22 protein-coding genes are annotated in these 21692 nt (G+C 72.2%); 4 read left to right on the top strand and 18 right to left on the bottom strand.

Annotation, left to right across the window (positions count from 1 at the left end):
- Positions 1-76 precede the first annotated feature (76 nt).
- Positions 77-904 (top strand): GvpL/GvpF family gas vesicle protein, encoded by an 828-nt coding sequence (locus tag QOL88_RS30985; RefSeq protein ID WP_097221573.1) that lies wholly within the window; start codon positions 77-79, stop codon positions 902-904.
- A gap of 4 nt (positions 905-908) precedes the next feature.
- Here the strand turns inward: QOL88_RS30985 and QOL88_RS30990 are convergent, their stop codons facing one another.
- From QOL88_RS30990 to QOL88_RS31055, 15 genes are all read right to left on the bottom strand, one after another.
- The gene (locus QOL88_RS30990; protein WP_097221574.1) at positions 909-1649 is read right to left on the bottom strand and encodes a sirohydrochlorin chelatase; all 741 of its coding nucleotides are present in this window, start codon (positions 1647-1649) and stop codon (positions 909-911) included.
- 5 nt (positions 1650-1654) lie between these two features.
- Positions 1655-2551, bottom strand: coding sequence for an ABC transporter permease (locus QOL88_RS30995; RefSeq protein WP_097221575.1), 897 nt, complete (start codon positions 2549-2551; stop codon positions 1655-1657).
- The gene (locus QOL88_RS31000) at positions 2538-3326 is read right to left on the bottom strand and encodes an ABC transporter ATP-binding protein (protein ID WP_097221576.1); all 789 of its coding nucleotides are present in this window, start codon (positions 3324-3326) and stop codon (positions 2538-2540) included. The genes QOL88_RS30995 and QOL88_RS31000 overlap by 14 nt, the downstream gene beginning before the upstream one ends.
- Before the next feature lie 49 nt (positions 3327-3375).
- A complete protein-coding gene (locus QOL88_RS31005) occupies positions 3376-4479 on the bottom strand; it encodes an ABC transporter substrate-binding protein (protein WP_097221577.1) in 1104 nt (367 codons plus the stop codon).
- Positions 4480-4701: 222 nt separating this feature from the next.
- Positions 4702-6036 (bottom strand): sulfate adenylyltransferase subunit 1, encoded by a 1335-nt coding sequence (locus QOL88_RS31010; RefSeq protein ID WP_097221578.1) that lies wholly within the window; start codon positions 6034-6036, stop codon positions 4702-4704.
- A 2-nt stretch (positions 6037-6038) separates the two neighbouring features.
- Positions 6039-6974, bottom strand: a complete 936-nt coding sequence (gene cysD, locus QOL88_RS31015) for a sulfate adenylyltransferase subunit CysD (protein ID WP_097221579.1) — start codon at positions 6972-6974, stop codon at positions 6039-6041.
- Positions 6971-7507 carry an adenylyl-sulfate kinase gene (gene cysC, locus QOL88_RS31020; protein ID WP_097221580.1) on the bottom strand — a complete coding sequence of 179 codons (537 nt, stop codon included), beginning with the start codon at positions 7505-7507 and terminating at the stop codon, positions 6971-6973. The genes cysD and cysC overlap by 4 nt, the downstream gene beginning before the upstream one ends.
- A gap of 20 nt (positions 7508-7527) precedes the next feature.
- Positions 7528-8238, bottom strand: coding sequence for a phosphoadenylyl-sulfate reductase (locus QOL88_RS31025; protein ID WP_097221581.1), 711 nt, complete (start codon positions 8236-8238; stop codon positions 7528-7530).
- A complete protein-coding gene (locus tag QOL88_RS31030; protein WP_097221582.1) occupies positions 8235-8423 on the bottom strand; it encodes a hypothetical protein in 189 nt (62 codons plus the stop codon). The genes QOL88_RS31025 and QOL88_RS31030 overlap by 4 nt, the downstream gene beginning before the upstream one ends.
- Complete coding sequence (locus QOL88_RS31035; RefSeq protein ID WP_097221583.1) at positions 8420-10117, bottom strand: nitrite/sulfite reductase; 1698 nt, start codon at positions 10115-10117, stop codon at positions 8420-8422. The genes QOL88_RS31030 and QOL88_RS31035 overlap by 4 nt, the downstream gene beginning before the upstream one ends.
- A gap of 129 nt (positions 10118-10246) precedes the next feature.
- Positions 10247-10330, bottom strand: a complete 84-nt coding sequence (locus tag QOL88_RS38690; RefSeq protein WP_338117313.1) for a putative leader peptide — start codon at positions 10328-10330, stop codon at positions 10247-10249.
- A gap of 126 nt (positions 10331-10456) precedes the next feature.
- On the bottom strand, positions 10457-11029 hold the full coding sequence (locus QOL88_RS31040; protein WP_097221584.1) for a GNAT family N-acetyltransferase: 573 nt from the start codon (positions 11027-11029) through the stop codon (positions 10457-10459).
- A gap of 64 nt (positions 11030-11093) precedes the next feature.
- Complete coding sequence (locus QOL88_RS31045; protein WP_097221585.1) at positions 11094-12404, bottom strand: hypothetical protein; 1311 nt, start codon at positions 12402-12404, stop codon at positions 11094-11096.
- A 175-nt stretch (positions 12405-12579) separates the two neighbouring features.
- A complete protein-coding gene (locus QOL88_RS31050) occupies positions 12580-13860 on the bottom strand; it encodes a GAF domain-containing protein (protein ID WP_097221586.1) in 1281 nt (426 codons plus the stop codon).
- Positions 13861-14194: 334 nt separating this feature from the next.
- Positions 14195-15829, bottom strand: a complete 1635-nt coding sequence (locus QOL88_RS31055; RefSeq protein WP_097221587.1) for an acyl-CoA dehydrogenase family protein — start codon at positions 15827-15829, stop codon at positions 14195-14197.
- Between the two features lie 110 nt (positions 15830-15939).
- Here QOL88_RS31055 and QOL88_RS31060 point away from each other — a divergent pair, with 110 nt between their 5' ends.
- Complete coding sequence (locus QOL88_RS31060) at positions 15940-17106, top strand: YihY/virulence factor BrkB family protein (RefSeq protein ID WP_097221588.1); 1167 nt, start codon at positions 15940-15942, stop codon at positions 17104-17106.
- A 22-nt stretch (positions 17107-17128) separates the two neighbouring features.
- On the opposite strand, the gene QOL88_RS31065 is transcribed toward QOL88_RS31060, so the two are convergent.
- Positions 17129-18010, bottom strand: a complete 882-nt coding sequence (locus QOL88_RS31065) for an NmrA family NAD(P)-binding protein (RefSeq protein WP_373559316.1) — start codon at positions 18008-18010, stop codon at positions 17129-17131.
- Positions 18011-18091: 81 nt separating this feature from the next.
- Between QOL88_RS31065 and QOL88_RS31070 the strand changes: the two genes are divergently transcribed.
- Positions 18092-19027, top strand: a complete 936-nt coding sequence (locus QOL88_RS31070; protein ID WP_097221589.1) for an AraC family transcriptional regulator — start codon at positions 18092-18094, stop codon at positions 19025-19027.
- Positions 19028-19196: 169 nt separating this feature from the next.
- On the top strand, positions 19197-19886 hold the full coding sequence (locus tag QOL88_RS31075; protein WP_097221590.1) for a helix-turn-helix domain-containing protein: 690 nt from the start codon (positions 19197-19199) through the stop codon (positions 19884-19886).
- On the opposite strand, the gene QOL88_RS31080 is transcribed toward QOL88_RS31075, so the two are convergent.
- Together QOL88_RS31080 and QOL88_RS31085 are read right to left on the bottom strand one after the other, a co-directional pair.
- Positions 19866-20270 (bottom strand): VOC family protein, encoded by a 405-nt coding sequence (locus QOL88_RS31080; RefSeq protein WP_097221591.1) that lies wholly within the window; start codon positions 20268-20270, stop codon positions 19866-19868. The two genes, QOL88_RS31075 and QOL88_RS31080, sit on opposite strands and share 21 nt — an antisense overlap.
- A gap of 371 nt (positions 20271-20641) precedes the next feature.
- Positions 20642-21685, bottom strand: coding sequence for a LacI family DNA-binding transcriptional regulator (locus tag QOL88_RS31085; RefSeq protein ID WP_097221592.1), 1044 nt, complete (start codon positions 21683-21685; stop codon positions 20642-20644).
- Between the last annotated feature and the right edge of the window lie 7 nt (positions 21686-21692).

The following is a 21692-nucleotide window of genomic DNA, read 5'->3' on the forward strand; positions in this document are numbered from 1 at the left end:
TGCGTACCTACCGACGGACGGCACGAGAACGGAGTCTCGCGAGAGGAATCGCACGGCCACCGACAGGAGCCCGCACATGAGCGACACGAACCTCGTCTACGCCTACGCGGTCCTGCGCCGCACCCCCGAGGCCGCCGCGGCCACGGCTCATCTGCGCGGTGTCGCCGGGGAGCCGATCCAGCTGGTCGACCCGGCGGTCACCAGCCCGCCGCTCGCCTTCGCCGTCGGCCACGTCCCGCCCGCCGACTACGACGACGCCCCCCTCCAGGCCCATCTCGACGACCTGGACTGGCTGGAGTCCACGGTCCGCTCCCATCACGCCGTGGTGGCCGCCCTGGTGGCCTCCGGCGCCGCCGTGCTGCCCCTGCGACTCGCCACCGTCTACCGCGACGAGGACACCGCCCGGCAGGCCCTCGACACCCGCCGCGGCTACTTCCTCTCCCTGCTCGACCGCCTCACGGGCCACGTCGAACTCGGCGTCAAGATCTACGCCGCCCCGGACATCACCCCGCCCGAGGCCGACACCGTCCCCGAGCAGGACCCGGTCACGGGCCTCGGCGTCGGGCGCGCCTACCAGGTGATCCGCCGCCGCAGACAGCGCAGGAACGAGGAGGCCTGGCGTACGGTCGCCCAAGCGGCCGCCCGCCTCACCGAAACGGCTCGGGCCCTGGCCGTCGACCGCGTCACCCACATCCCCGAACGCGGCAGCCTGGCGGGCACGGCCCCCGGCACCAACATCGGCAACGACGCCTACCTCGTCCCGAAGGGTAGGGTCACCGCGTTCCGCACGGGCATCCTCACGGCCGCCCAGGGCGTCCCCGGCCTCCGCGTGGAGATCAGCGGCCCGTGGGCCCCGTACTCCTTCGCCCTCCAGCCGGAACCGCACGAGGAGACAGCGGCGTGACCCGTCAGGCGCTCACGGCCGCCGGCAGCGGCATCCGGGCCGCCTCGTACCGCTGAAGCACCACCCGCGCCACCTCCGGCGCCGGTCCCAGGACATCCGCCAGGACGTCCGCCCCGGCCGCGCCCCGGGCGATGCGGTCCGGGAGGAAGCCGGGGGCCAGGACGTACGGGGAGACGGCGACCCGGGAGCAGCCGAGTGCGCGGAGTTCGCGGACGGCGTCCTCCGTGCGGGGAAGGGATGCGGAGGCGAACGCAGGCCGCACGGCGCACCAACCGGTGTGCCGCCACTCCCGCGCGATTTCTGCGATCACTGCGATCGCCTCCGGGTCGGTGGACCCCGCCGAGGCCAGGACGACCCCGGTCGAGGACTTGTCGGCGGGCGTCAGGCCCGCCTCGTACAGACGTCGTTCCAGCGCTGCCACGAGCAGCGGGGAAGGGCCCAGGACGTCCGCCTGGTGGATGCGCAGCTGCGGGGGCGCGTCCGCGAGGACCGCGGGGATGTCCGCCTTCGCGTGGAACGCCCGGGTGAGGAGCAGCGGCAGGGCGACGACGTCGCGGACGCCCTGCACCGCGAGGGACTCCAGGACCCCCTGTACCGAGGGGACGTTGAAGTCCAGGAAGCCCGTCTCCACCCGTACGTCGGGGCGCGTCGCGCGCACCCGGCGCACCAGGGCGTGCACCGTCGCGGCATGGCGCGGGTCGCGGCTGCCGTGGGCGATGACGAGGAGGACGGGCTTGTCGGTCATGGGACTCAGTTCTTCACCAGCAGGCCGCGGCTGCGCAGCACCCACCGCTCCAGCGGGCTGAAGATCAGCAGGTCGATGGCGATGCCGACGATCAGGATGAGCAGGATCGCCTCGAACACCATGGCCATGTCGCTGGCGTTGCGGCCGTTCTCCAGCAACTGGCCGAGGCCGACGCCGAGGTCGGGGAAGGACGCGATGATCTCGGCGGCCATCAGGGAGCGCCAGGAGAAGGCCCAGCCCTGCTTCAGGCCCGCCACGTAGCCGGGCAGGGCGGCGGGCAGGACGATGTGCCAGGTGCCCTTCAGGCCCGTGGCGCCGAGCGTGCGGCCCGCGCGCAGGAACAGCGGGGGCACCTGGTCGACGCCGGAGACCAGGCCGTTGGCGATCGAGGGGACCGCGCCGAGCAGGATCACCGCGTACATCATCGAGTTGTTCAGGCCCAGCCAGATCACCGCCGGCGGAACCCAGGCGACCGACGGCAGGGACTGCAGGCCCGACAGGATCGGGCCGAGCGCCGCGCGGATGAACTTCACCCGGGCCACGATCAGGCCCAGCGGCGTGCCGATCACCAGGGCGAAGAGGAACCCGAGCAGACCGCGCGAGACGCTGGTCCAGATGTAGCCGAGCAACTCGCCCTGGAGCCACGCGGTCTGGACGACGTCCCACACCGCGGACGGCGCGGGCAGCTTCGTCGGGTCGTCGACGACCTTGAACGAGACGAGTGCCTGCCAGACCGCCAGCACCAGCGCGACGGCGAGAACGGGCGGCAGGATCTTCTGGGTGAAGGTCTGCCGGAACGGGGTCCGGGAGGTCTGCCGCGTCTCCAGCGCGTCGAGGCCCGCCTCCAGTCCGGCGAGATCGTTGCCGTCCTTGGCGACGGTCGTCGAATCAGTGCTGGCCATGACGGCGGATCTCCCCACGCAGTTCTTCGGTGATCTCGACGGACAGTTCCGCCACGGCGGTGTCCTCGATGCGGCGCGGATGCGGGATGCCGACCGTCCACTCCCGCGCGATCCGCCCGGGGCGGGACGACAGCAGCACCACCCGCTGCGCGAGCCGCACCGCCTCGCGCACGTTGTGCGTGACGAACAGGACGGACACCTGCGTCTCGCGCCAGATGCGGGTCAGCTCGTCGTGCAGCACGTCCCGCGTGATGGCGTCCAGCGCCGCGAACGGCTCGTCCATCAGCAGCAGCTTGCTCTCCTGCGCGAGCGCACGGGCCAGCGCGACGCGCTGGCGCATGCCGCCGGACAGTTCGTGCACCCGCTTGCCGTACGCGCCCTTCAGCCGCACCAGTTCGAGCAGCTCCTCGGCACGCTCCCGGCGCTCGGCCTTCGGCACGCCCCGCAGCTTCAGGGCGAGTTCGATGTTCTTGCCCGCGGTCAGCCACGGGAACAGCGCGTGCTCCTGGAACATCAACGCCGGCCGGCCGTCCGTGGCGATCGCGCCGGCGGTGGGGCGGTCCAGGCCCGCCACCAGGTTGAGCAGGGTGGACTTGCCGCAGCCCGAGGCCCCCAGGAGGGTGACGAACTCTCCGGGCGCGACATCGAGGGTGATGTCGTCCAGGACGAGCTGCTGTCCGGCGGGGCCCGGATACGACTTCGACACGTGCTCGATCCGGGCGGCGTGCGTGGCCGACTCGGTGCCGTCGGCGGCCTTGGCGAGGGTCGTGGCCATGGTCGTCACCTCCTGGGAACTCTTCACAATGCGGCTTCGGGATGCGGGCTTACTTCGCGCCGAGACCGGCGTCGTCCACCGCGGGCTCACCCTCGGCCTTCAGCACCTTGTTCAGCGGCGCGAGGTCGTAGATGCCCTTGAGGTCCGGCTTCTGCAGCAGCCCCGCCTTCACCGCGTGCTCGGCCTCGGTGTTGAGGGTGGAGGCCAGCGGGTCGTCGGTGAACTGGATGGACTTCCACGCCGGGTCCAGCACATCGGCGGGCAGCGCCTTGCCGGAGTCCTCCTCCAGCTGCTTGTTCGCCGCCGCCTTCGCCGCGTCCGGATTGGCGTTGATCCACTTGTTGGTCTCGACCGAGCCCTTGAGCACGGCCTCGACGACCTTCGGGTGCTCCTTCAGGAACTCCTGCCGCACGATGATGTTCGTGATCACGAACTTCTTGTCCGGCCACAGCGACGCCTCGTCGAGCAGCACCTTGCCGCCCTCGGCGACCAGCTTCGACGCGGTCGGCTCCGGCACCCAGGCGCCGTCGACGGACCCGGCCTTGTAGGCGTCCGGGGTGACCTTGTTGTCGCTGCGGACGACCGTGACATCGCCCTTGCCGCTCTGCGGGTCCACCTTCCAGCCCTGCTCCGCGGCCCAGTTGAGGAACGCCACGTCCTGCGTGTTGCCCAGCTGCGGGGTCGCGATCCGCTTGCCCTTGACGTCCTTCAGCGACTTGATCTTGTCCGGGTTGACGATCAGCTTCACGCCGCCGGACGCCGAACCGCCGATGATGCGCAGGTTCTTGCCGGCAGACTTGGTGTAGCCGTTGATCGCGGGGGAGGGGCCGATCCAGCCGATGTCGATCGAACCGGAGTTGAGCGCCTCGATCTCGGACGGGCCGGCGTTGAAGGTCGCGCGATCGACCTTGGTGGCACCCAGGGCCTTCTGGAAGAAGCCCTTCTGCACGCCCACCAGAGCGGTTCCGTGGGTCAGATTGCCGAAGTAGCCGATCTTGACGCTGTCGAGACCGTCGATCTTCTTCGCGCCGGCGGCGACCTTGGCCGCACCGTCGTCCTTGGCCTCGGAGCCGTAGCCGCAGGCGGCCAGCGTGAGCAGGGGAAGTGCGGCGATGACCGCGAAACCGCGGCGAAGAGCGGATGAAGCAGGCACGGGAGGTGGTCCTCTCACAGGCCCGGCGGTCACGGTCTCTCAGGTCGTGGCCGGGAGGTCGGCAGGTTTTCGTCTACGGCGGTGGGGGGTGAGGGCGCGCAGGCAGTGCGCGTACGTCAGCGCACACATCGCGCCACTCCGCCCTGCCCGCTGCCGAGAGCACCGCTGCCGACGCGGCCGCCCTCCTTGGCGAACATCGAGTAGAAGTCGGGGGAGGTCATGTCAGAAGTCCCACCCGTCGTCCTCGGACTCGTCCTTGACCGGCTCGGGCGCCGCGAAGGACTCGCCGACCATGCCGGCGGTGAGGGTGGTGCCGTCGTTCGGGTCGATCAGGATGAACGAGCCGGTGCGGCGCGAGTCGGCGTAGGCATCGACCGGCAGCGGCTCGGCGGTACGGATCTTCACCCGGCCGATGTCGTTGGCGACGAGCTGTCCCGGGTGCGGGTGCAGGGACAGGTCGGCGAGCGTGAGGCGGGACGGGATGTCCTTGACGATCGCCTTGACCGTGCGGGTGCCGTGCTTGAGCAGCACCCGGTGCCCGACCGTCAGCGGGGCGTCGGCGACATGGCAGACGGTCGCCTCGATGTCCTGCGTGGTCGCGGGCGCGTCCTTGCTCGGCACGATCAGGTCGCCGCGCGAGATGTCGATGTCGTCCTCCAGCAGGAGGGTCACCGACTGCGTCGTCCAGGCCACGTCCACCGGCTCGCCCAGCAGGTCGATGCCGGAGATCTTCGAGGCGCGGCCCGACGGCAGCACCGTGACGGACTCGCCGACGTGGAAGGAACCCGCCGCGATCTGACCGGCGTAGCCCCGGTAGTCCGGGTGGTCCGGGCCCTGGGGCCGGATCACGTACTGCACGGGCAGCCGGGCGTGGCAGTGGCTCAGGTCGTGGCTGACCGGCACCGTCTCCAGGTGCTCCAGCACGGTCGGGCCGCCGTACCAGTCCATGTTGGCGGAGGGCTCCACCACGTTGTCCCCGACGAGCGCGGAGATCGGGATCGCGGTGACCTCGGGGACGCCCAGCTCGGTCGCGTACGCCGTGAACTCCTCGGCGATGGCGGCGAACACCTTCTCCTCGTAGCCGGCGAGGTCCATCTTGTTGACCGCGAGGACCACGTGCGGCACGCGCAGCAGCGCGGCGAGGGCGGCGTGCCGGCGGGTCTGCTCGACCACGCCGTTGCGGGCGTCGATCAGGATCACCGTCAGCTCGGCGGTGGAGGCGCCGGTGACCATGTTCCGCGTGTACTGCACGTGGCCGGGGGTGTCGGCGAGGATGAACCGCCGCCGGGGCGTGGCGAAGTAGCGGTACGCCACGTCGATCGTGATGCCCTGCTCCCGCTCGGCCCGCAGGCCGTCGGTGAGCAGCGCGAGGTCCGGCGCCTCCTGGCCGCGGCTCGCGGAGACGCGCTCCACGGCCTCCAGCTGGTCGGTGAGGACCGACTTGGAGTCGTGCAGCAGCCGGCCCACGAGGGTGGACTTGCCGTCGTCGACGGAACCGGCGGTGGCGAACCGCAGAAGCGTCGTTTCCGCGAGTTCCTCGGTGGTGATGGTGCTCATCTCTAGAAGTACCCCTCGCGCTTGCGGTCTTCCATCGCGGCCTCGGACATCTTGTCGTCGGCGCGGGTGGCGCCGCGCTCGGTGAGCCGGGAGGCGGCGATCTCCACGATCACCTTCTCGATCGTGTCGGCGTCGGAGTCCACCGCGCCGGTGCAGGACATGTCACCCACGGTCCGGTACCGCACGAGCCGCTTCTCGACGGTCTCGCCGTCCTTCGGGCCGCCCCACTCGCCGGCGGTCAGCCACATGCCGCTGCGGGAGAAGACCTCGCGCTCGTGCGCGTAGTAGATCTGCGGCAGCTCGATGCCCTCGCGGGCGATGTACTGCCACACGTCCAGCTCGGTCCAGTTGGACAGCGGGAACACGCGCACGTGCTCGCCGGGCGCGTGCCGGCCGTTGTACAGGTTCCACAGCTCCGGGCGCTGGCGGCGCGGGTCCCACTGGGAGAACTCGTCGCGCAGGGAGAACACCCGCTCCTTGGCCCGGGCCTTCTCCTCGTCGCGGCGCCCGCCGCCGAAGACGGCGTCGAACTTCTCCGCCTGGATCTTCTCGGTCAGCGGCAGCGTCTGCAGGGGGTTGCGGGTGCCGTCCGGGCGCTCCTTGAGGACACCGCGGTCGATGTAGTCCTGCACGGAGGCGACGTGCAGCCGCAGCCCGTGCTTCTCGACCGTGCGGTCGCGGTAGTCGAGGACCTCGGGGAAGTTGTGCCCGGTGTCCACGTGCAGCAGCGAGAACGGCACCGACGCCGGCCGGAAGGCCTTCAGCGCCAGGTGCAGCATGACGATGGAGTCCTTGCCGCCGGAGAAGAGGATCACCGGCCGCTCGAACTCGCCCGCCACCTCGCGGAAGATGTGCACCGCCTCGGACTCGAGGGCGTCGAGGTGCGACAGCGCGTACGGGCTGTCGGTCTCCTCGGAAACGGTGGCAGCGGTCGTCATGCCAGTCCCCTTTCGGTCAGCAGGGCGTACACGGAAGCCGCGGACTCCTGCACGCTCTGGTTCTGCGACTCGATGCGCAGATCGGGCGACTCGGGCGCCTCGTACGGGTCGTCGACCCCGGTGAGCCCGGTGAGCTCACCGGCGGCCTGCTTGGCGTACAGGCCCTTCACGTCCCGCTCGCTGCACACCTCGACGGGCGTTGCGACATGCACCTCGATGTACGCGGTGCCGTTCGCCTGGTGGCGCTTGCGCACCGCGTCCCGGCTGTCCTGGTAGGGCGCGATGACCGGGACGAGGGCCAGCACGCCGTTGCGGGCGAGCAGTTCGGCGACGAAGCCGATGCGCTGCACGTTGGTGTGCCGGTCCTCGCGGCTGAAGCCGAGGCCCGCCGAGATGAACTCGCGGATCTCGTCGCCGTCGAGCACCTCGACCCGGTGGCCCTCCTCGCGGAGGCGGCCGGCCAGTTCGTGGGCGATCGTGGTCTTGCCGGCGCTCGGCAGACCCGTGAGCCAGACGGTGGCTCCGGTCGTCACGTCACTCTCCTGAATCGTCGTCATCCGTGCAGCCCGCACTCGGTCTTGCTGCGGCCCGCCCAGCGGCCGGCGCGGGCGTCCTCGCCCTCCAGGACCCGGCGGGTGCAGGGGGCGCAGCCGACGGACGCGTAACCGTCCGTCAGCAGCGGGTTCGTCAGGACGCCGTGCTCCGTGACGTACGCGTCCACGTCGTCCTGGGTCCAGCGGGCGATCGGCGAGATCTTGACCTTCTGCCGCTTCTCGTCCCAGCCGACCACCGGGGTGTTCGCCCGGGTCGGGGACTCGTCACGGCGCAGACCGGTCGCCCAGGCCCGGTAGTCCTTCAGGCCCCGCTCCAGCGGCTCGACCTTGCGCAGCGCGCAGCACAGGTCGGGGTTGCGGTCGTGCAGCTTCGGGCCGTACTCGGCGTCCTGCTCGGCGACCGTCTGGCGCGGGGTGAGCGTGATGAGGTTGACGTCCATCACGGCCTCGACCGCGTCGCGGGTGCCGATGGTCTCCTCGAAGTGGTAGCCGGTGTCGAGGAAGACGACGTCGACGCCCGGCATGGCGCGGGCGGCGAGGTGGGCGACCACCGCGTCCTCCATCGAGGAGGTCACGCAGAACTGCTTGCCGAACGTCTTCGCCGCCCACTGGAGGATCTCCAGCGCGGAGGCGTCCTCGAGATCGCGGCCCGCCTGCTCGGCGAGCTGCTTCAGGTCTTCGGTGGTGCGCTCTTCCTGAGCGGTCGTCATATCTGTGCCCCTCCGGAATCGGGTCGCTTCAGTCCCTGGGCCAGCAGCCCGAGGAACTTCAGCGAGAAGGCTCGGCTGCACGCCGCGCATTCCCACGCGCCGTGCCTGCCCTCGGCGGCCTCGCTCGGACGCAGGTCCTCGTCGCCGCAGTAGGGGCAGTAGAACGGTGCCGCGCGCTCGCTCACGACAGGGCCTCCTCGCCGGCCCGCGCCGCCCAGGTGGCGAACCGCTCGCCGTCCTCGCGCTCGGCCTGGAACCGCTTCAGGACGCGCTCGATGTAGTCCGGCAGTTCGTCGGAGGTGACCTTCAGGCCGCGCACCTTGCGGCCGAAGCCGGCCTCCAGGCCCAGGGCGCCGCCCAGGTGCACCTGGTAGCCCTCGACCTGCTCGCCCTGGTCGTTGAGCATGAGCTGGCCCTTGAGACCGATGTCCGCGACCTGGATACGGGCGCAGGCGTTCGGGCAGCCGTTGAGGTTGATGGTGAGCGGTTCGTCGAAGTCCGGCAGGCGGCGCTCCAGTTCGTCGATCAGCTGCGAACCGCGCTGCTTGGTCTCGACGATGGCCAGCTTGCAGAACTCGATGCCGGTGCAGGCCATGGTGCCGCGCCGGAACGAGGAGGGGCGGGCGGTCAGGTCGAGCGCCTCCAAGGCCTCGACGAGCGACTCGACCTGGCTCTCCTCGACGTCGAGGACGATCATCTTCTGCTCGACGGTGGTGCGCACCCGGCCCGAGCCGTGGGCCTCCGCGAGGTCGGCGATCTTCGTGATCGTCGCGCCGTCGACGCGTCCCACGCGCGGGGCGAAGCCGACGTAGAACCGGCCGTCCTTCTGCCGGTGCACACCGATGTGGTCGCGCCACAGCTGGGACGGCTGCTCGGGGGCCGGGCCGTCGGTCAGCTTGCGCTGGAGGTACTCGTCCTCCAGCACCTGCCGGAACTTCTCCGGGCCCCAGTCGGCGACGAGGAACTTCAGCCGGGCGCGGTTGCGCAGCCGGCGGTAGCCGTAGTCGCGGAAGATCGAGATGACGCCCTCGTAGACGTCGGGCACGTCGTCGATCGACACCCAGGCGCCCAGCCGCACGCCCAGCTTGGGGTTGGTGGACAGGCCGCCGCCGACCCACACGTCGAAGCCGGGACCGTGCTCGGGGTGGACGACACCGACGAACGCGACGTCGTTGATCTCGTGCACCACGTCCAGCACCGGCGAGCCCGAGATCGCGGTCTTGAACTTCCGGGGGAGGTTCGAGTACGCCGGGTTGTTCAGGACGCGGCGCTTCATCTCCTCCAGGGCCGGAGTGGCGTCGATGATCTCGTCCTCGGCGATGCCCGCCACCGGGGAGCCGATCATCACACGCGGGGTGTCGCCGCAGGCGGTGACCGTGGACAGGCCCACGCCCTCCAGCCGGTTCCAGATCTCGGGCACGTCCTCGATCCGGATCCAGTGGTACTGGACGTTCTGCCGGTCCGTGATGTCGGCGGTGCCGCGCGCGAACTCCTGCGAGATCTCACCGATGACCCGCAGCTGCCGCGTGGTCAGTGCCCCGCCGTCGATCCGGACGCGCAGCATGAAGTACTCGTCGTCCAGCTCCTCCGGCTCCAGGACGGCCGTCTTGCCGCCGTCGATACCGGGCTTGCGCTGGGTGTACAGACCCCACCAGCGCATGCGGCCGCGCAGGTCGTTCGGGTCGATCGAGTCGAAGCCCCGCTTGGAGTAGATCGTCTCAATGCGTGTCCGCACATTGAGACCGTCGTCGTCCTTCTTGAACTGCTCGTTGCCGTTCAGTGGGGTGTGGTGCCCCACGGCCCACTGACCCTCACCGCGGTGACGGCTCACCTTGCGGCGGGGAGTCGCGGCAGCAGGGTTCTGCGGGGTGGCGGCCATGGTTGATACGTCCTTCGGGACAGGCGAAAATGCGGCTCTGACCTGCGCATGCGTGCGCATGGGCATAGGGCGCGTCATTGCGCAGGGGTGAGGCAGGAAAGGAAGATGTCGGGCGCGGGCTGAGTACGCTCAGAGCGCCGGACAGATGGCGCTGGACATGCGGCCGAGGTCGACGTGCCGCCGACTCACCAAGGCAATTCCAGTTCCAGACATGACGGAAGCGTGTCACGGCGATCTGGACACAGTCCAGCTTCGTCCAAGATGCGGACACCCTTGTCTCGCAGAGCAAGACGAGGGTGTCGTGGGTCACATCAGGTGCTCCCGAGGTGTCCGACCAGGTCAGACGGGGAACGCCCCAGGCCACGGTCCCGGAGCGCCGGCGTCCGCCTCCTCCTCGACCTTGGTGTCGAACAGCTTGAAGCCCCGCCGCTGGTAGTTGTCCATCGCGTGCTCGCCGTCCTTGCTGCAGGTGTGCAGCCAGACCCGCTTCGTCGGGGTCAGCCCCGCCCACCGGTCGGCGAGGTCCCAGGCCCGGGCCGCGCCGTACGACAGCAGGTGCCCGCCGATACGCCGGCCCCGGAAGGCGGGCAGCAGCCCGAAGTAGACGATCTCCACCACCGCGTCGTCCTGCGCCTCCAGCTCCACGAACCCGGCGGGCGTACCCCGGTCGTACGCCACCCACGTCTCCACGCCGGGCCGCTCCAGGTGCTCCACCCACCGCGCGTACGACCAGCCGAGCCGGTCCGTCCAGCGGATGTCGCCGCCCACCGACGCGTACAGGAACCGGCTGAACTCGGGCGAGGGCACCTCGGAGCGCACGACCCGGACGTCCCCGTCCGGCGCGACGGCCGGCAGCAGGTCGGTCGGGGCGGTCTGCTCCAGGGACCAGGTGGTCACGGCGATGGTGGTCATACGGGCCAGAAAATCATCTGACCACCTGCTCTGTCGATCGGCCCCGGGCCGTGCGCGGGGCCGGTCAGTCCAGCGCCCGGTCGATCGACGTCAGAGACAGCGCGAACAGCATCCGCCCCGACTGGGACCAGACCTCGCCGGTCGCCTCCCAGTAGGACAGGGAACCCGACCCGCCGCTCCAGCAGTGCCGGGTCTCGTCCGAGCCGCACTCCGGGGCGCCCGCCCCCTCGGTGTCCTGGCGCCACAGCGTCCCGTGCCCGCCCGGGCTGCCCGCCGCGCGGTCCAGGTACCAGCCCGAGCGGTGGGCCAGCACGCCCCGCACGTCGGCCGTCTTCGTCTCATAGGCCTCGACCGCCGCCGCCTCGCCGGAGGAGTCGGTGGTGAGCAGGCCGGAGCGGGCCGGATCCCGGCTCAGCGCGTAACGCCACAGCCGGGTGTGCCGGTCGCCGTCCACGGGCACCCACTCGCTCGCCACCAGACTGTCGGGGGAGGTGCTGCGGTCCAGGGAGACGGTGGCCGGGCGGGACGTATCGTGCCCGCGGGGCAGGGTGTACGAGCCGACGGCGGGCAGGACGAACCGGTAACCGTGCGCGGCCCAGCCGCCCCGGACCCGGCCGACCGCGTCGGACTCGACGGTGGCGCGCTGGATGCGGTCCATGTCGTACACGTACAGCGCGTCCCGGTCGCCCTCGCGGGTCGTCACCAGCAGCTTGTCCTGGTACCAGACCATGCCGGACAGCGGGGAGACCAACCCCCGGTAGTCCCGCCCGCCGTCCACCGGCACGGCCAGCAGAGCCCAGGTGTAGCGCAGCGCGCCGGGGTCGTTCGCGTCGACGAAGGCGACCTTGGCCAGCCCCTGCTCGGGGGCCGGGCCGTCCATCGAGCCGCCCGCGGCGCCCCGGGTCCAGCCGGAGAGGATCACGCGGTTGCCGCCCCAGAGGCCGTCGTCGTCCGCGTCGCCCGAGGTCGTGACCGCGCCGGCCCGCCAGCCCCGGGTGTCGGAGCCGCCGAAGCAGTACGCGCGCGTGGCCGTCGGCTCCACCGGCAGGCTGTGCTTCTCGGCCGTCGAGCAGCTGCCCGCGTTCCGCAGCGGCAGATCGGCGCCCTCCAGCACCGCGCCGACGCCGACGGGCCGGCCCATCTTCGACGCGAGCCGGTCCAGCCACTGCCCGGGCACCCGGTGCTCGGCCAGCGGCAGCCGCCCCGCCTCGTCGGACGCGGCGACCGGCTTCAGAGCCCCGGGGGCGTCGGCGACGGTGGCCTGCGAGGCGCTGATCAGGGTGGCGGCGGCGGTGAGCGCGAGGGCCGTCCCGGCCAGGGTCGCGCGCAGCGCCCTGCCCCGCCTGCGCCGCCGGTGTCTGCCGCGATGCTTCATAACGTCCTCCCGAGACGGACCAACTGCTCCTGTTGATCCGCACGTTGACGGAGGAGCAGGTGGGGCGGTCCGTAGAGGGATGCTACGGCAGGTAAGGGGGTCGGCGGACGAAGACCCTGCAAATATGCGAAAGATGCACCCCTCGGGGCGGCTTGTACACCACGCGCCGTGAACCTCAGGGCGCCGGTGGGGAGGACCTGCGCCGCCTGCTCACCGCCGGTGCGGTCGAGTGCGGCAGCAGATCCCGCGGGTCGTCCGGAAGCAGCACCTCGACCTCGGCCGCCTCAGCGAACCGGTACGGCCGGTGCTCCAGGAACGCCCCCAGATACCGCCGCACCCGCGACATCTCGGCACGCACCGTCACCGTGCGGGCCGGGTCGCCGAACACGTCCCCGGCCAGGCCCGAGGCGCTGCGGCCCGAGCGGTGGACCGCCAGGAGGTACAGCAACTCCGCGTGCCGGGGACTCAGTTCCCGGGTCCAGGAGCCCGCCTCGCCGAGCACCTCCACCGACCAGTGCCGCGCCTGCCTGAGGTCCAGCACGATCCTGGCCGGGCCGCGCCGGCCCGGCTCGTCGTCGGCCACCCGCAACAGCCAGCCCCCGGCCAGCGGCTCCACCGAGCACAGCCCGAGCGCCGGCAGCCATCTCGGGCCCGCCGACAGCGACTTCGGCAGCGCCACGCGCCGCGCGTACGGCATCCCGCTGACCGCGGCGGTCCAGCCGTCCGGGTCGACCACCAGGGCACGGCCGCCGAGCCGGGCCAGCACCGGCGCCGCCACCGCCCGCAGCCGCTCCAGCGACTCCGTGTGCATCTCCCGCAGCCGGGCCTCGGCGAGTTTGGCCACCGAACCGACCCAGGAGAGCGTCGCCGGGTGCATCGTCTCCAGCGGGCCGCTCACGTCCACCACGCCGAGCAGCCGGCCGTCCCGCGGATCCGTCAGGGGAGCGCCCGCACAGGTCCAGTCGGCCTGGGAGCGCACGAAGTGCTCGGAGGCGAAGACCTGCACGGGCCGGCGCACCACCGCCGGGGTGCCCAGACCGTTCGTGCCGACGACGTCCTCACGCCAGTCCGCGCCGAGTTCGAAGCCCAGCCCGTCCGCCTTGCGCAGCACCGGCGGACTGCCCTCGCGCCACAGCACCCGGCCGTCCTCGTCCGCCACCACCATGATGTGGTGCGCCACGTCCGCCGCCGCCAGCAGCCCCTCCCTCAGCACCGGCAGCACATGGCGCAATACCGACGCCTCGCGCCGCCGCTGCACCTCCTCGCGGGGGAGCGGATCCGCCCGGACGTCGTGGTCGGGATCGACACCGCTGCGCAGCATCCGCTCCCAGGACCGCTCGATCACCGGACGCGGCGCCACCGGAGCGGGCTGCCCCGCCAGCCGGGCGGAACGGACCTGGCTGAGGACCCGGGCCGCACGCGTGCTGTCCACGGCGGCCAAGTGCGTGACATCCATCCGCGTTGCCCCCCGGAGTCGCTTTTGACTGTGCGTCTCATAGTGCCGTCTGCTCCGTCGGCGCGTGCACAGTCCGCACACAGTCAGCAGCAAGTTGCAACCCCCTGCAACCCTGGTGGACGGCCCCGCCGTGTCCGAAACTTGAGCGGCGCCGTCCCGAGCGGCGTTCAGTGGCTCGAACGGGCCAGTGCTGCGGGGGTGGTGCCGTGTCGGCGCAGCACCACCCTCGCTCAAGGCGTAGGCGTGCGGCGGGGGCCGGAAACGCCTGCGCGCGAGGAGCGGGCCGACGTACGCGCGACGAGTGGGCCGACGTACGCGCGACGAGTGGGCCGGTTCAGGACACCGGACGCGCCCGCTCCACCACCGCCGCCAGGTCCAGCGTGTGCGGCAGCGTCCCGAACGCCGCGCCCGCGTCGCCCCCGAGTCGCCCCGCGCAGAACGCGTCGGCGACCTGCGGTGGCGCGAAACGGACCAGCAGCGAACCCTGGAGCACCAGCGCGAGCCGCTCCGTCAGCCGTCGCGCCCGCCCCTCCACACCCTCCAGGTCGGCCAGTTCGGTCAGGAGGTTCTTGATGGCCGCGTCGAGACGGTGATCGGCGCCGCGCGCCTGCCCGACCTCCCGCAGATACGCGTCCAGCGCGCCCGGCTCCCGCTGCAACGCCCGCAGCACGTCCAGCGCCTGCACATTGCCCGCGCCCTCCCAGATCGAGTTCAGCGGCGACTCGCGCACCAGCCGCGGCATCTGGGACTCCTCCACGTACCCGTTGCCGCCGAGACACTCCGCCGCCTCCACGGCAACGGACGGGCACCGCTTGGTCACCCAGTACTTGGCGGCCGGCACCGCGATCCGCAGCAGCGCGCGCTCCTGCTCCCCGCCGTCGTCCCAGGCGGCTGCGAGCCGCATCGCCAGGGTCGTCGCCGCCTCCGACTCCAGCGCCAGATCGGCCAGCACGTTGCGCATCAGCGGCTTGTCGACGAGCTTCCCGCCGAACGCCTCGCGGTACGTGCAGTGGTGCACCGCCTGCGCCACGGCCTGCCGCATCAGCCCGGCCGAGCCGAGCACGCAGTCCAGCCGGGTCGCCGCGACCATCCCGATGATGGTGCGCACCCCGCGCCCCTCCTCGCCGACCCGGCGCGCCCACGTCCCCTGGAACTCGACCTCGCTCGAGGCGTTCGACCGGTTGCCGAGCTTGTCCTTGAGCCGCTGGATCCGGAACACGTTGCGCGTGCCGTCCCCGAGCACCCGCGGCACCAGGAAGCAGGTCAGCCCGCCCGGAGCCTGCGCCAGCACCAGGAAACCGTCGGACATCGGCGCCGAGCAGAACCACTTGTGCCCGGTCAGCTCGTACGTCCCGTCCTCCGCGAGGGGCCGCGCCGCCGTGGTGTTCGCCCGGACGTCGCTGCCGCCCTGCTTCTCCGTCATGCCCATCCCGAACAGCGCCCCGGCCTTGAGGCGCGCGGGCCGCAGCTCACGGTCGTAGACCATGGACGTCAGCCGCGGCTCCCACTCGGCGGCCAGGTCCGGGTCGGTGCGCAGGGCGGGCACCGCCGCGTGCGTCATCGACAGCGGGCAGCCGTTGCCGGCCTCGACCTGCGTCCACACCAGGAAGGCGGCGGCCCGCCGCAGATGCCCGGCCGGGCGGCCCCAGGCCGCCGTCAGACCGGCCGAGACGCCCTTGCCGAGCAGCCGGTGCCAGGAGGGATGGAACTCGACCTCGTCCACGCGGTTGCCGTACCGGTCGTGCGTGAGCAGCCGCGGCGGGTTCTCGTTGGCCAGCCTCCCCCACTCCTGCACCTGCGCCGAGCCGGAGGTCTGGCCGAGTGCCGTCAGCTCGCCGAGGACCTCCTCGCGCAGGTCCGGTTCCAGATGCCGCTCGACCGCGGCGGCCAGGGCCCGGTCGGCGGAGAAGACGTCGTACCCGACCAGCGGCGGGACCTGGTTCGTCACGGTGTGGGTGCTGCCTGCCATGGTGCGAACGTACCCCGGGGCAGCACCTTGGCACCCGGTGAACCCGGACCGGTCCGGGAAGACCCGGCCTGTGGGTGAGTGGGGCAGGGCACGGCGGATACCGTTAGGGGGTGCAGCCAGCAAGTGAAACCCCCGACACGCCCTCCGGGCGCCTCCACCGGGCGCGGGCCCTCTACCGGAACGTCTCCAAACGCAGGACCGCCTGGCTGTTGGTCAAGGACACCGTCAACTCCTGCGTCGAGTACCGCATCCTGGGCCTCGCGTCCGAGGCCGCGTTCTTCACTCTGCTGTCGGTTCCGCCGCTGCTGCTGAGCATGATCGGACTGCTCGGCTACGTCGACGCCTGGACCGGCGCCGACACCATCGAGAGCCTCCAGACCAACCTCCTGGAGGCCTCCCGCACGGTCCTGTCCGACCAGGGCGTCCGCGAGATCGCCCAGCCGATCCTGCACGACGTGATGAAGGGCGGCCGGCCCGACGTCATCTCCATCGGCTTCCTGTTCGCCCTGTGGTCGGGCTCCCGCGCGGTGAACGTCTTCATCGACACCATCACCGTGATGTACGGCCTCGACGGCGTCCGGGGCATCGTCAAGACCCGTCTGATGGCCTTCCTGCTGTTCATCGTGGCGCTGCTGATCGGCTCGGTCGCGCTGCCGCTGATGGTGGCGGGGCCGGACGCCGTGGTGCGGATCGTGCCGTGGTCGACGACGGTCGTCCAGGTCCTGTACTGGCCCACGGTGATCCTCCTGTCGATCGCCTTCCTGACGACGCTGTACCACGTGTCCGTGCCGGTCCGCTCCCCATGGATCGAGGACGTGCCCGGCGCGCTGGTCGCCCTCGGCATGTGGGTGCTCGGCAGTTTCCTGCTGCGGATCTACCTGACCAGCACGGTCGAGGGCCCCACGATCTACGGCTCCCTCGCCGCGCCCGTCGCCGTGCTGCTGTGGATCGGTGTGTCCGCGTTCGCCGTGCTCGTCGGGGCCGCGGTCAACGCCGCCATCGACCGGGTCTGGCCGGCCGCCGCCACGGCCGCGGCCCGAGAGGCCAACGAGCGGCTGCGGCAGGCGCAGGTCGCCGAGTACGTGGCCCGCGCCACGGCCACCGGCGAAGGCGACCCGGACATGCCCTCCGAGTTCCCGGAACGCTGGTCCCGCTTCCTGCCGCCGGAGGACGTGTCGGCCCGCCTGCGCACCCACGTCAAGAACAGCCACGTCAAGAACACCCACGTGAAGAGCACCCAGGTCAACGGGGAAGGGCAGCCGCCCGAGGAGAAGTGACGGGCGCCGCGGATCTCCCCTTTCAGGCCTTCCAGGTCCCCGCCGCGGCCTCCTCACGCACGAAGTCGCCGAAGTCCCGGGGCGCGCGGCCCAGCACCTCCCGCACGCCGTCCGAGAGGTGCGCGTTGCGGCCGTCGAGGAGCGTGTCGAAGATCGCCGTCATCCCCGCCACCTCCTCCCGCGGCACACCGAAACCGACCAGCGCCTCTCCGTAGTCCCGCGTCGAGACGGCTCGGTACGTCAGCGGCCGCCCCGTCGCCCCGGCGATCTCCGCGACGGCCTCCCCGAAGGTCAGCAGCCGCGCCCCGGAAAGCGTCAGGGTCCGCCCCACGTACCGGTCGCCGGACGTCAGCGCGGCCACCACCACGTCCGCGATGTCCCGCACGTCGAGGAACGGCTCCCGCACCTCGTCGGCCGGGAAGACCAGCTCACCGCTCTCCCGCAGCTCCGCCACCAGCGGCCCCTCGCTGAAGTTCTGCGCGAACCACGCGGCCCGTACGACCGTCCAGTCCGCCCCCGAGGCGTGCAGCGCCTCCTCGGTGGGCAGGGCCTGGTCCTCGCCCCGCGCGGACAGCAGCACCAGCCGCCGCACCCCGAGCCCGGCCGCCTCCCGCGCGAGCGCGCCGACCGCCTCGGCGGCGCCCGGGGCGCCGACGTCCGAGGGGTGGGCGAGATACGCCGCGTCGGCGCCGCGCAGGGTGTCCGCCCAGGTCGAGCGGTCCCACCAGTCGAAGCCCGTCGCCCGCGACGCCGCCCGCACCGTGAGCCCGGCCGCCTCCGCGGCTCGCGCCACCCGTCTCCCGGTACGCCCCGAGGCGCCCGTCACCACCACCGTCATGCCCTGTGTGTCCCGTGCCGTGTTCTGCGCCGTGTTCTCCGCCGTGTCCTGCGCCGTGTTCGTCATGCCGTCGAGTCAACTGCCGTACGCCGCACGGAACCATCGCTGAACGGCTCATTCCCATACGACCGCGTCTACGCTGGCCGCATGGACGCTCTCGCAGGTCTGCTGGAAGGTCCCCGCGCGCGGGGCGCGTTCATGATCAGGGCCTGCTTCGACCCGCCCTGGGCGGTGCGTGTGGAGGACCGGGCCCCGCTCACGGTGATGCTCGTCGTCCGCGGCGAGGCCTGGGTCGTGCCCGACGGGGGTGCGAGCACGCGGCTGCGAGCCGGGGACCTCGCCGTCGCCCGCGGCCCGGCCCCCTACACCTGCGCCGACGCCCCCGGCACGGCACCGCAGGCGGTGATCCTGCCGCACCAGGAGTGCCGCTACCCCGACGGACGGCCCCTCAACGGCTCCATGGACCTGGGGGTGCGCACCTGGGGCGACCGGCTCGACGGGCAGACCGTGATGCTGATCGGCACCTACCCGTTGCGGGGCGAAGTGGGCGGGCGGCTGCTGGACGCCCTGCCCCCGCTGCTCAGTCTCACGTCCGACGTGTGGGACTGCCCCCTCACGCCGTACCTCACCGAGGAGATCGTCCGGGACGGGCCGGGGCAGGAGGTCGTCCTGGACCGGCTGCTGGATCTGCTGGTCATCGCCGCCCTGCGGGCCTGGTTCGCACGCCCCGAGGCGGAGGCGCCGGCCTGGTACCGGGCCCTGGCCGACCCCGTCGTCGGCGGCGTCCTGCGCCTGCTCCAGGACGACCCGGCCCACCCCTGGACCGTCGCCGCGCTGGCCGCGAAGGCCGGGGTGTCCCGCGCCGCGCTGGCCCGCCGCTTCACCGGCCTGGTGGGCGAACCGCCGATGACCTACCTCACCGGCTGGCGCCTCGCCCTCGCCGCCGACCGCCTGCGCGACTCCGCCGACACCCTCGACGCGGTGGCCCGCAGGGTGGGCTACGGCAGCGCGTTCGCCCTGTCCACGGCGTTCAAGCGGGTGTACGGCGTGAGTCCGGTGGAGTACCGGGGGAGGGCGGCGTAGCGGCACGGCGGCCAGGGGCGTCCGGGGGCCGCCGCCGTGACCCCGAGCATCAGGGGCGCGTAACGGCTGGGCGCTCCGCCTGCGGGTCTGCCCGCGGACACCGGGGCGGGTGACATCGAGCGGGTGCGGGCCCGGGCTCGTCGCCGGGGCGCGGCGTAGCGTGGCTCCCATGTACGTGGAGCGGGCCTCGCGGCTGCCCGGGGCGGTCGTGTGGACCAATACACCGTCCCGGCCCGGGGTGGGGCGGGTGCTGCCCGACGGGTGCATGGATCTGCTCTGGCACGACGGGCGGCTGATGGTCGCCGGGCCCGACACCCGTGCGTACCTCCCGGGCGGGGGGAGCGGCCCCTGGGCCGGAGTCCGCTTCTACCCGGGCACGGCACCGGCGCTCCTGGGCGTGCCGGCGCACGAGCTGCGCGACCGGCGCGTCGAGCTCACGGACCTGTGGCCGGCCTCGCGGGTGCGGCACCTGGCCGACCGGGTGAACGCGGCGCCCGACCCGGCGACCGGCCTGGAGCAACTCGTGTTGCTGCAGGCAGCCGGTGCCGAACCCCCGGACCCGCTGCTCCGGCAGGTCGTCACCGCCCTGGACGCGGGCCGCCCTGTCGCCGCCACAGCCGATGAACTCGGCCTCGGCGCACGCCAGTTGCACCGCCGCTCGCTGTCCGCCTTCGGCTACGGCCCCAAGACCCTGGCCCGCATCCTCCGGCTACGGCGCGCCCTCGAACTGGCCCGGGCCGGTGTGCCCTTCGCGCAGACGGCGGCCCGGGCCGGTTACGCCGACCAGGCCCATCTGGCCCGCGATGTGAGGGAGTTGGCGGGGCTGTCGCTGGGGGAGCTACTCAGCGGTGGTGGCTAGCGGCGCGTACAGGTCCACCCCGTTGCCGTCCGGGTCGTGGACGACGGCGTACCGCTGCCCCCAGAAGGCGTCCCACGGCCCGAGCTCGCCGTGATACCCCGAGCCGGCCAGTTCCCCGTACAACGCGTCCACCTCCTCCGGCCCGTCGCAGCGCAGGGCCAGCGAGGCCCGGCCCCCGCCCACGGGCGGCTGCCACTCGGGCAGGAAGGAACGCACCGTCTCCTCGGTGTCGAACATCAGCCGCAGCCCGCCGGGCAGTCCGGCCTCGGTGTGCGGCTGGTCCTCGGCGCCGTCCGGGAAGGCGAACCCGAGCCGGCGGTAGAACGTGACGGATGCGGCCATGTCGGAGACGACCAGGCCGATGGCATCGAATCGTGCGGTCATGGGGCCACCGTAGGCAGGGCCGCGCGGCCCGGTCTTGAACGAATCGGACACCTGAGCCGGCGCCGAAGCGGACACTGAAACGCACACCCCCCGGTCCGGCCTCGGCGGGCGAAATTTTCGGTCGCCGCAGGGGCATCCCTCGCCACCCCCGGATGCCGCTGCCACGACGACTCGCTGTGGCGGTCCGCCGGGCCAACTCGGCGAGGCTCAGACCCGTACGGTCCTTCAGAACCCGCAATTGCTCGACCAGGGGAGAGGGTGACGCAACGGGGAGAGGGGGACGCACTGAGGGAGGGGGACGCACTGAGGGAGGGGGACGCACTGAGGGAGGGGGCAGCCGCCGTGGCGTCGGCCGGGAGCCCCCCTGGGCGCTATGCGCGCGGCGGCGCCGTGCTCGCCCGCTCCACCAGCCGCGTCGACAGCTCCGTCCGCGTGCTCTCCGGGTGATGGCCGTCCATCATGCGCAGCAGCGACCGCAGGGCCGTCGCGGCCATCTCGGACAGCGGCTGGCGCACGGTGGTCAGGGCGGGGGAGGCCCAGCGCGCCTCGGGCAGATCGTCGAAGCCGACCACACTGATGTCGTCCGGGACCCTCAACCCCCTTTCGGCCAGGGCCTCGTAGACCCCCAGCGCCATCCGGTCCGAGCAGACGAACACGGCGGTCGGCGGCTCGGGCAGGTCGAGGAGCTCCAGCATGCGGCGGTGGGCCACGCTCTCGTCGAAACCGGCGTGCCGGACGTACTCGGCGCGGTGCCGGACCCCGGCCGACGCCAGCGCCGAGCGGTACCCGGCGACCCGGGCGCTGCTGCACATCGTGCGCCGGGAGCCGGCGATGACGGCGACCCGCTCGTGGCCCAGGGACAGCAGGTGCTCCGTGGCCGTCAGCCCGCCCTGCCAGTTCGCCGCCCCCACCGAGACGACGCCCTCCGGCGGTTCCTGCACCGGGTCGATCATCACGAACGGGATGCGGTGCTGCTCCAGCCACGCGTACTGCGAGTCGCTCAGCTCGGCCAGGTTGAACAGGACCCCGGAGGAACCCCGGGCGACCAGCTTGTCCAGCCAGCCGCGTTCCGGGCGGCCGACCCGGGAGCGGATCAGCGCCGCCGACACCACGACCTCCAGGCCCGCGTCGTGCGCCGCCTCCTCCGCACCGTGCAGCACCGCCCCCGACCAGGAGCTCTCCAGCGAGTGCACGACCAGGTCGACCAGCCGGGGTGCCTTCGCCGCGTCGAACCGGGGTCTGCGCACGTACCCGAGCCGGTCGAGCGCCTCGGTCACACGGCGGCGGGTCTCGGGTGCCACGTCCTCACGGCCGTTGACCACCTTCGACGCGGTCGGCACCGACACCCCCGCCTCGCGCGCCACGACCGCCAGTGTCGGACCGGCCGCCACGCTCGCACTCGCCGTACGGACCATCGGGGAA

It is taken from the genome of Streptomyces sp. Ag82_O1-12 (assembly GCF_900182715.1).
GTDB lineage: Bacteria > Actinomycetota > Actinomycetes > Streptomycetales > Streptomycetaceae > Streptomyces > Streptomyces massasporeus.

Coding starts and splice junctions, on each gene's coding strand:
- QOL88_RS30985 (WP_097221573.1), top strand. CDS start 77: ATGAGCGACACGAACCTCGTCTACGCCTACGCGGTCCTGCGCCGCACC.
- QOL88_RS30990 (WP_097221574.1), bottom strand. CDS start 1,649: ATGACCGACAAGCCCGTCCTCCTCGTCATCGCCCACGGCAGCCGCGAC.
- QOL88_RS30995 (WP_097221575.1), bottom strand. CDS start 2,551: ATGGCCAGCACTGATTCGACGACCGTCGCCAAGGACGGCAACGATCTC.
- QOL88_RS31000 (WP_097221576.1), bottom strand. CDS start 3,326: ATGGCCACGACCCTCGCCAAGGCCGCCGACGGCACCGAGTCGGCCACG.
- QOL88_RS31010 (WP_097221578.1), bottom strand. CDS start 6,036: ATGAGCACCATCACCACCGAGGAACTCGCGGAAACGACGCTTCTGCGG.
- cysD (WP_097221579.1), bottom strand. CDS start 6,974: ATGACGACCGCTGCCACCGTTTCCGAGGAGACCGACAGCCCGTACGCG.
- QOL88_RS31025 (WP_097221581.1), bottom strand. CDS start 8,238: ATGACGACCGCTCAGGAAGAGCGCACCACCGAAGACCTGAAGCAGCTC.
- QOL88_RS31035 (WP_097221583.1), bottom strand. CDS start 10,117: ATGGCCGCCACCCCGCAGAACCCTGCTGCCGCGACTCCCCGCCGCAAG.
- QOL88_RS38690 (WP_338117313.1), bottom strand. CDS start 10,330: ATGTCTGGAACTGGAATTGCCTTGGTGAGTCGGCGGCACGTCGACCTC.
- QOL88_RS31040 (WP_097221584.1), bottom strand. CDS start 11,029: ATGACCACCATCGCCGTGACCACCTGGTCCCTGGAGCAGACCGCCCCG.
- QOL88_RS31045 (WP_097221585.1), bottom strand. CDS start 12,404: ATGAAGCATCGCGGCAGACACCGGCGGCGCAGGCGGGGCAGGGCGCTG.
- QOL88_RS31050 (WP_097221586.1), bottom strand. CDS start 13,860: ATGGATGTCACGCACTTGGCCGCCGTGGACAGCACGCGTGCGGCCCGG.
- QOL88_RS31055 (WP_097221587.1), bottom strand. CDS start 15,829: ATGGCAGGCAGCACCCACACCGTGACGAACCAGGTCCCGCCGCTGGTC.
- QOL88_RS31065 (WP_373559316.1), bottom strand. CDS start 18,010: ATGACGAACACGGCGCAGGACACGGCGGAGAACACGGCGCAGAACACG.
- QOL88_RS31070 (WP_097221589.1), top strand. CDS start 18,092: ATGGACGCTCTCGCAGGTCTGCTGGAAGGTCCCCGCGCGCGGGGCGCG.
- QOL88_RS31075 (WP_097221590.1), top strand. CDS start 19,197: ATGTACGTGGAGCGGGCCTCGCGGCTGCCCGGGGCGGTCGTGTGGACC.
- QOL88_RS31080 (WP_097221591.1), bottom strand. CDS start 20,270: ATGACCGCACGATTCGATGCCATCGGCCTGGTCGTCTCCGACATGGCC.
- QOL88_RS31085 (WP_097221592.1), bottom strand. CDS start 21,685: ATGGTCCGTACGGCGAGTGCGAGCGTGGCGGCCGGTCCGACACTGGCG.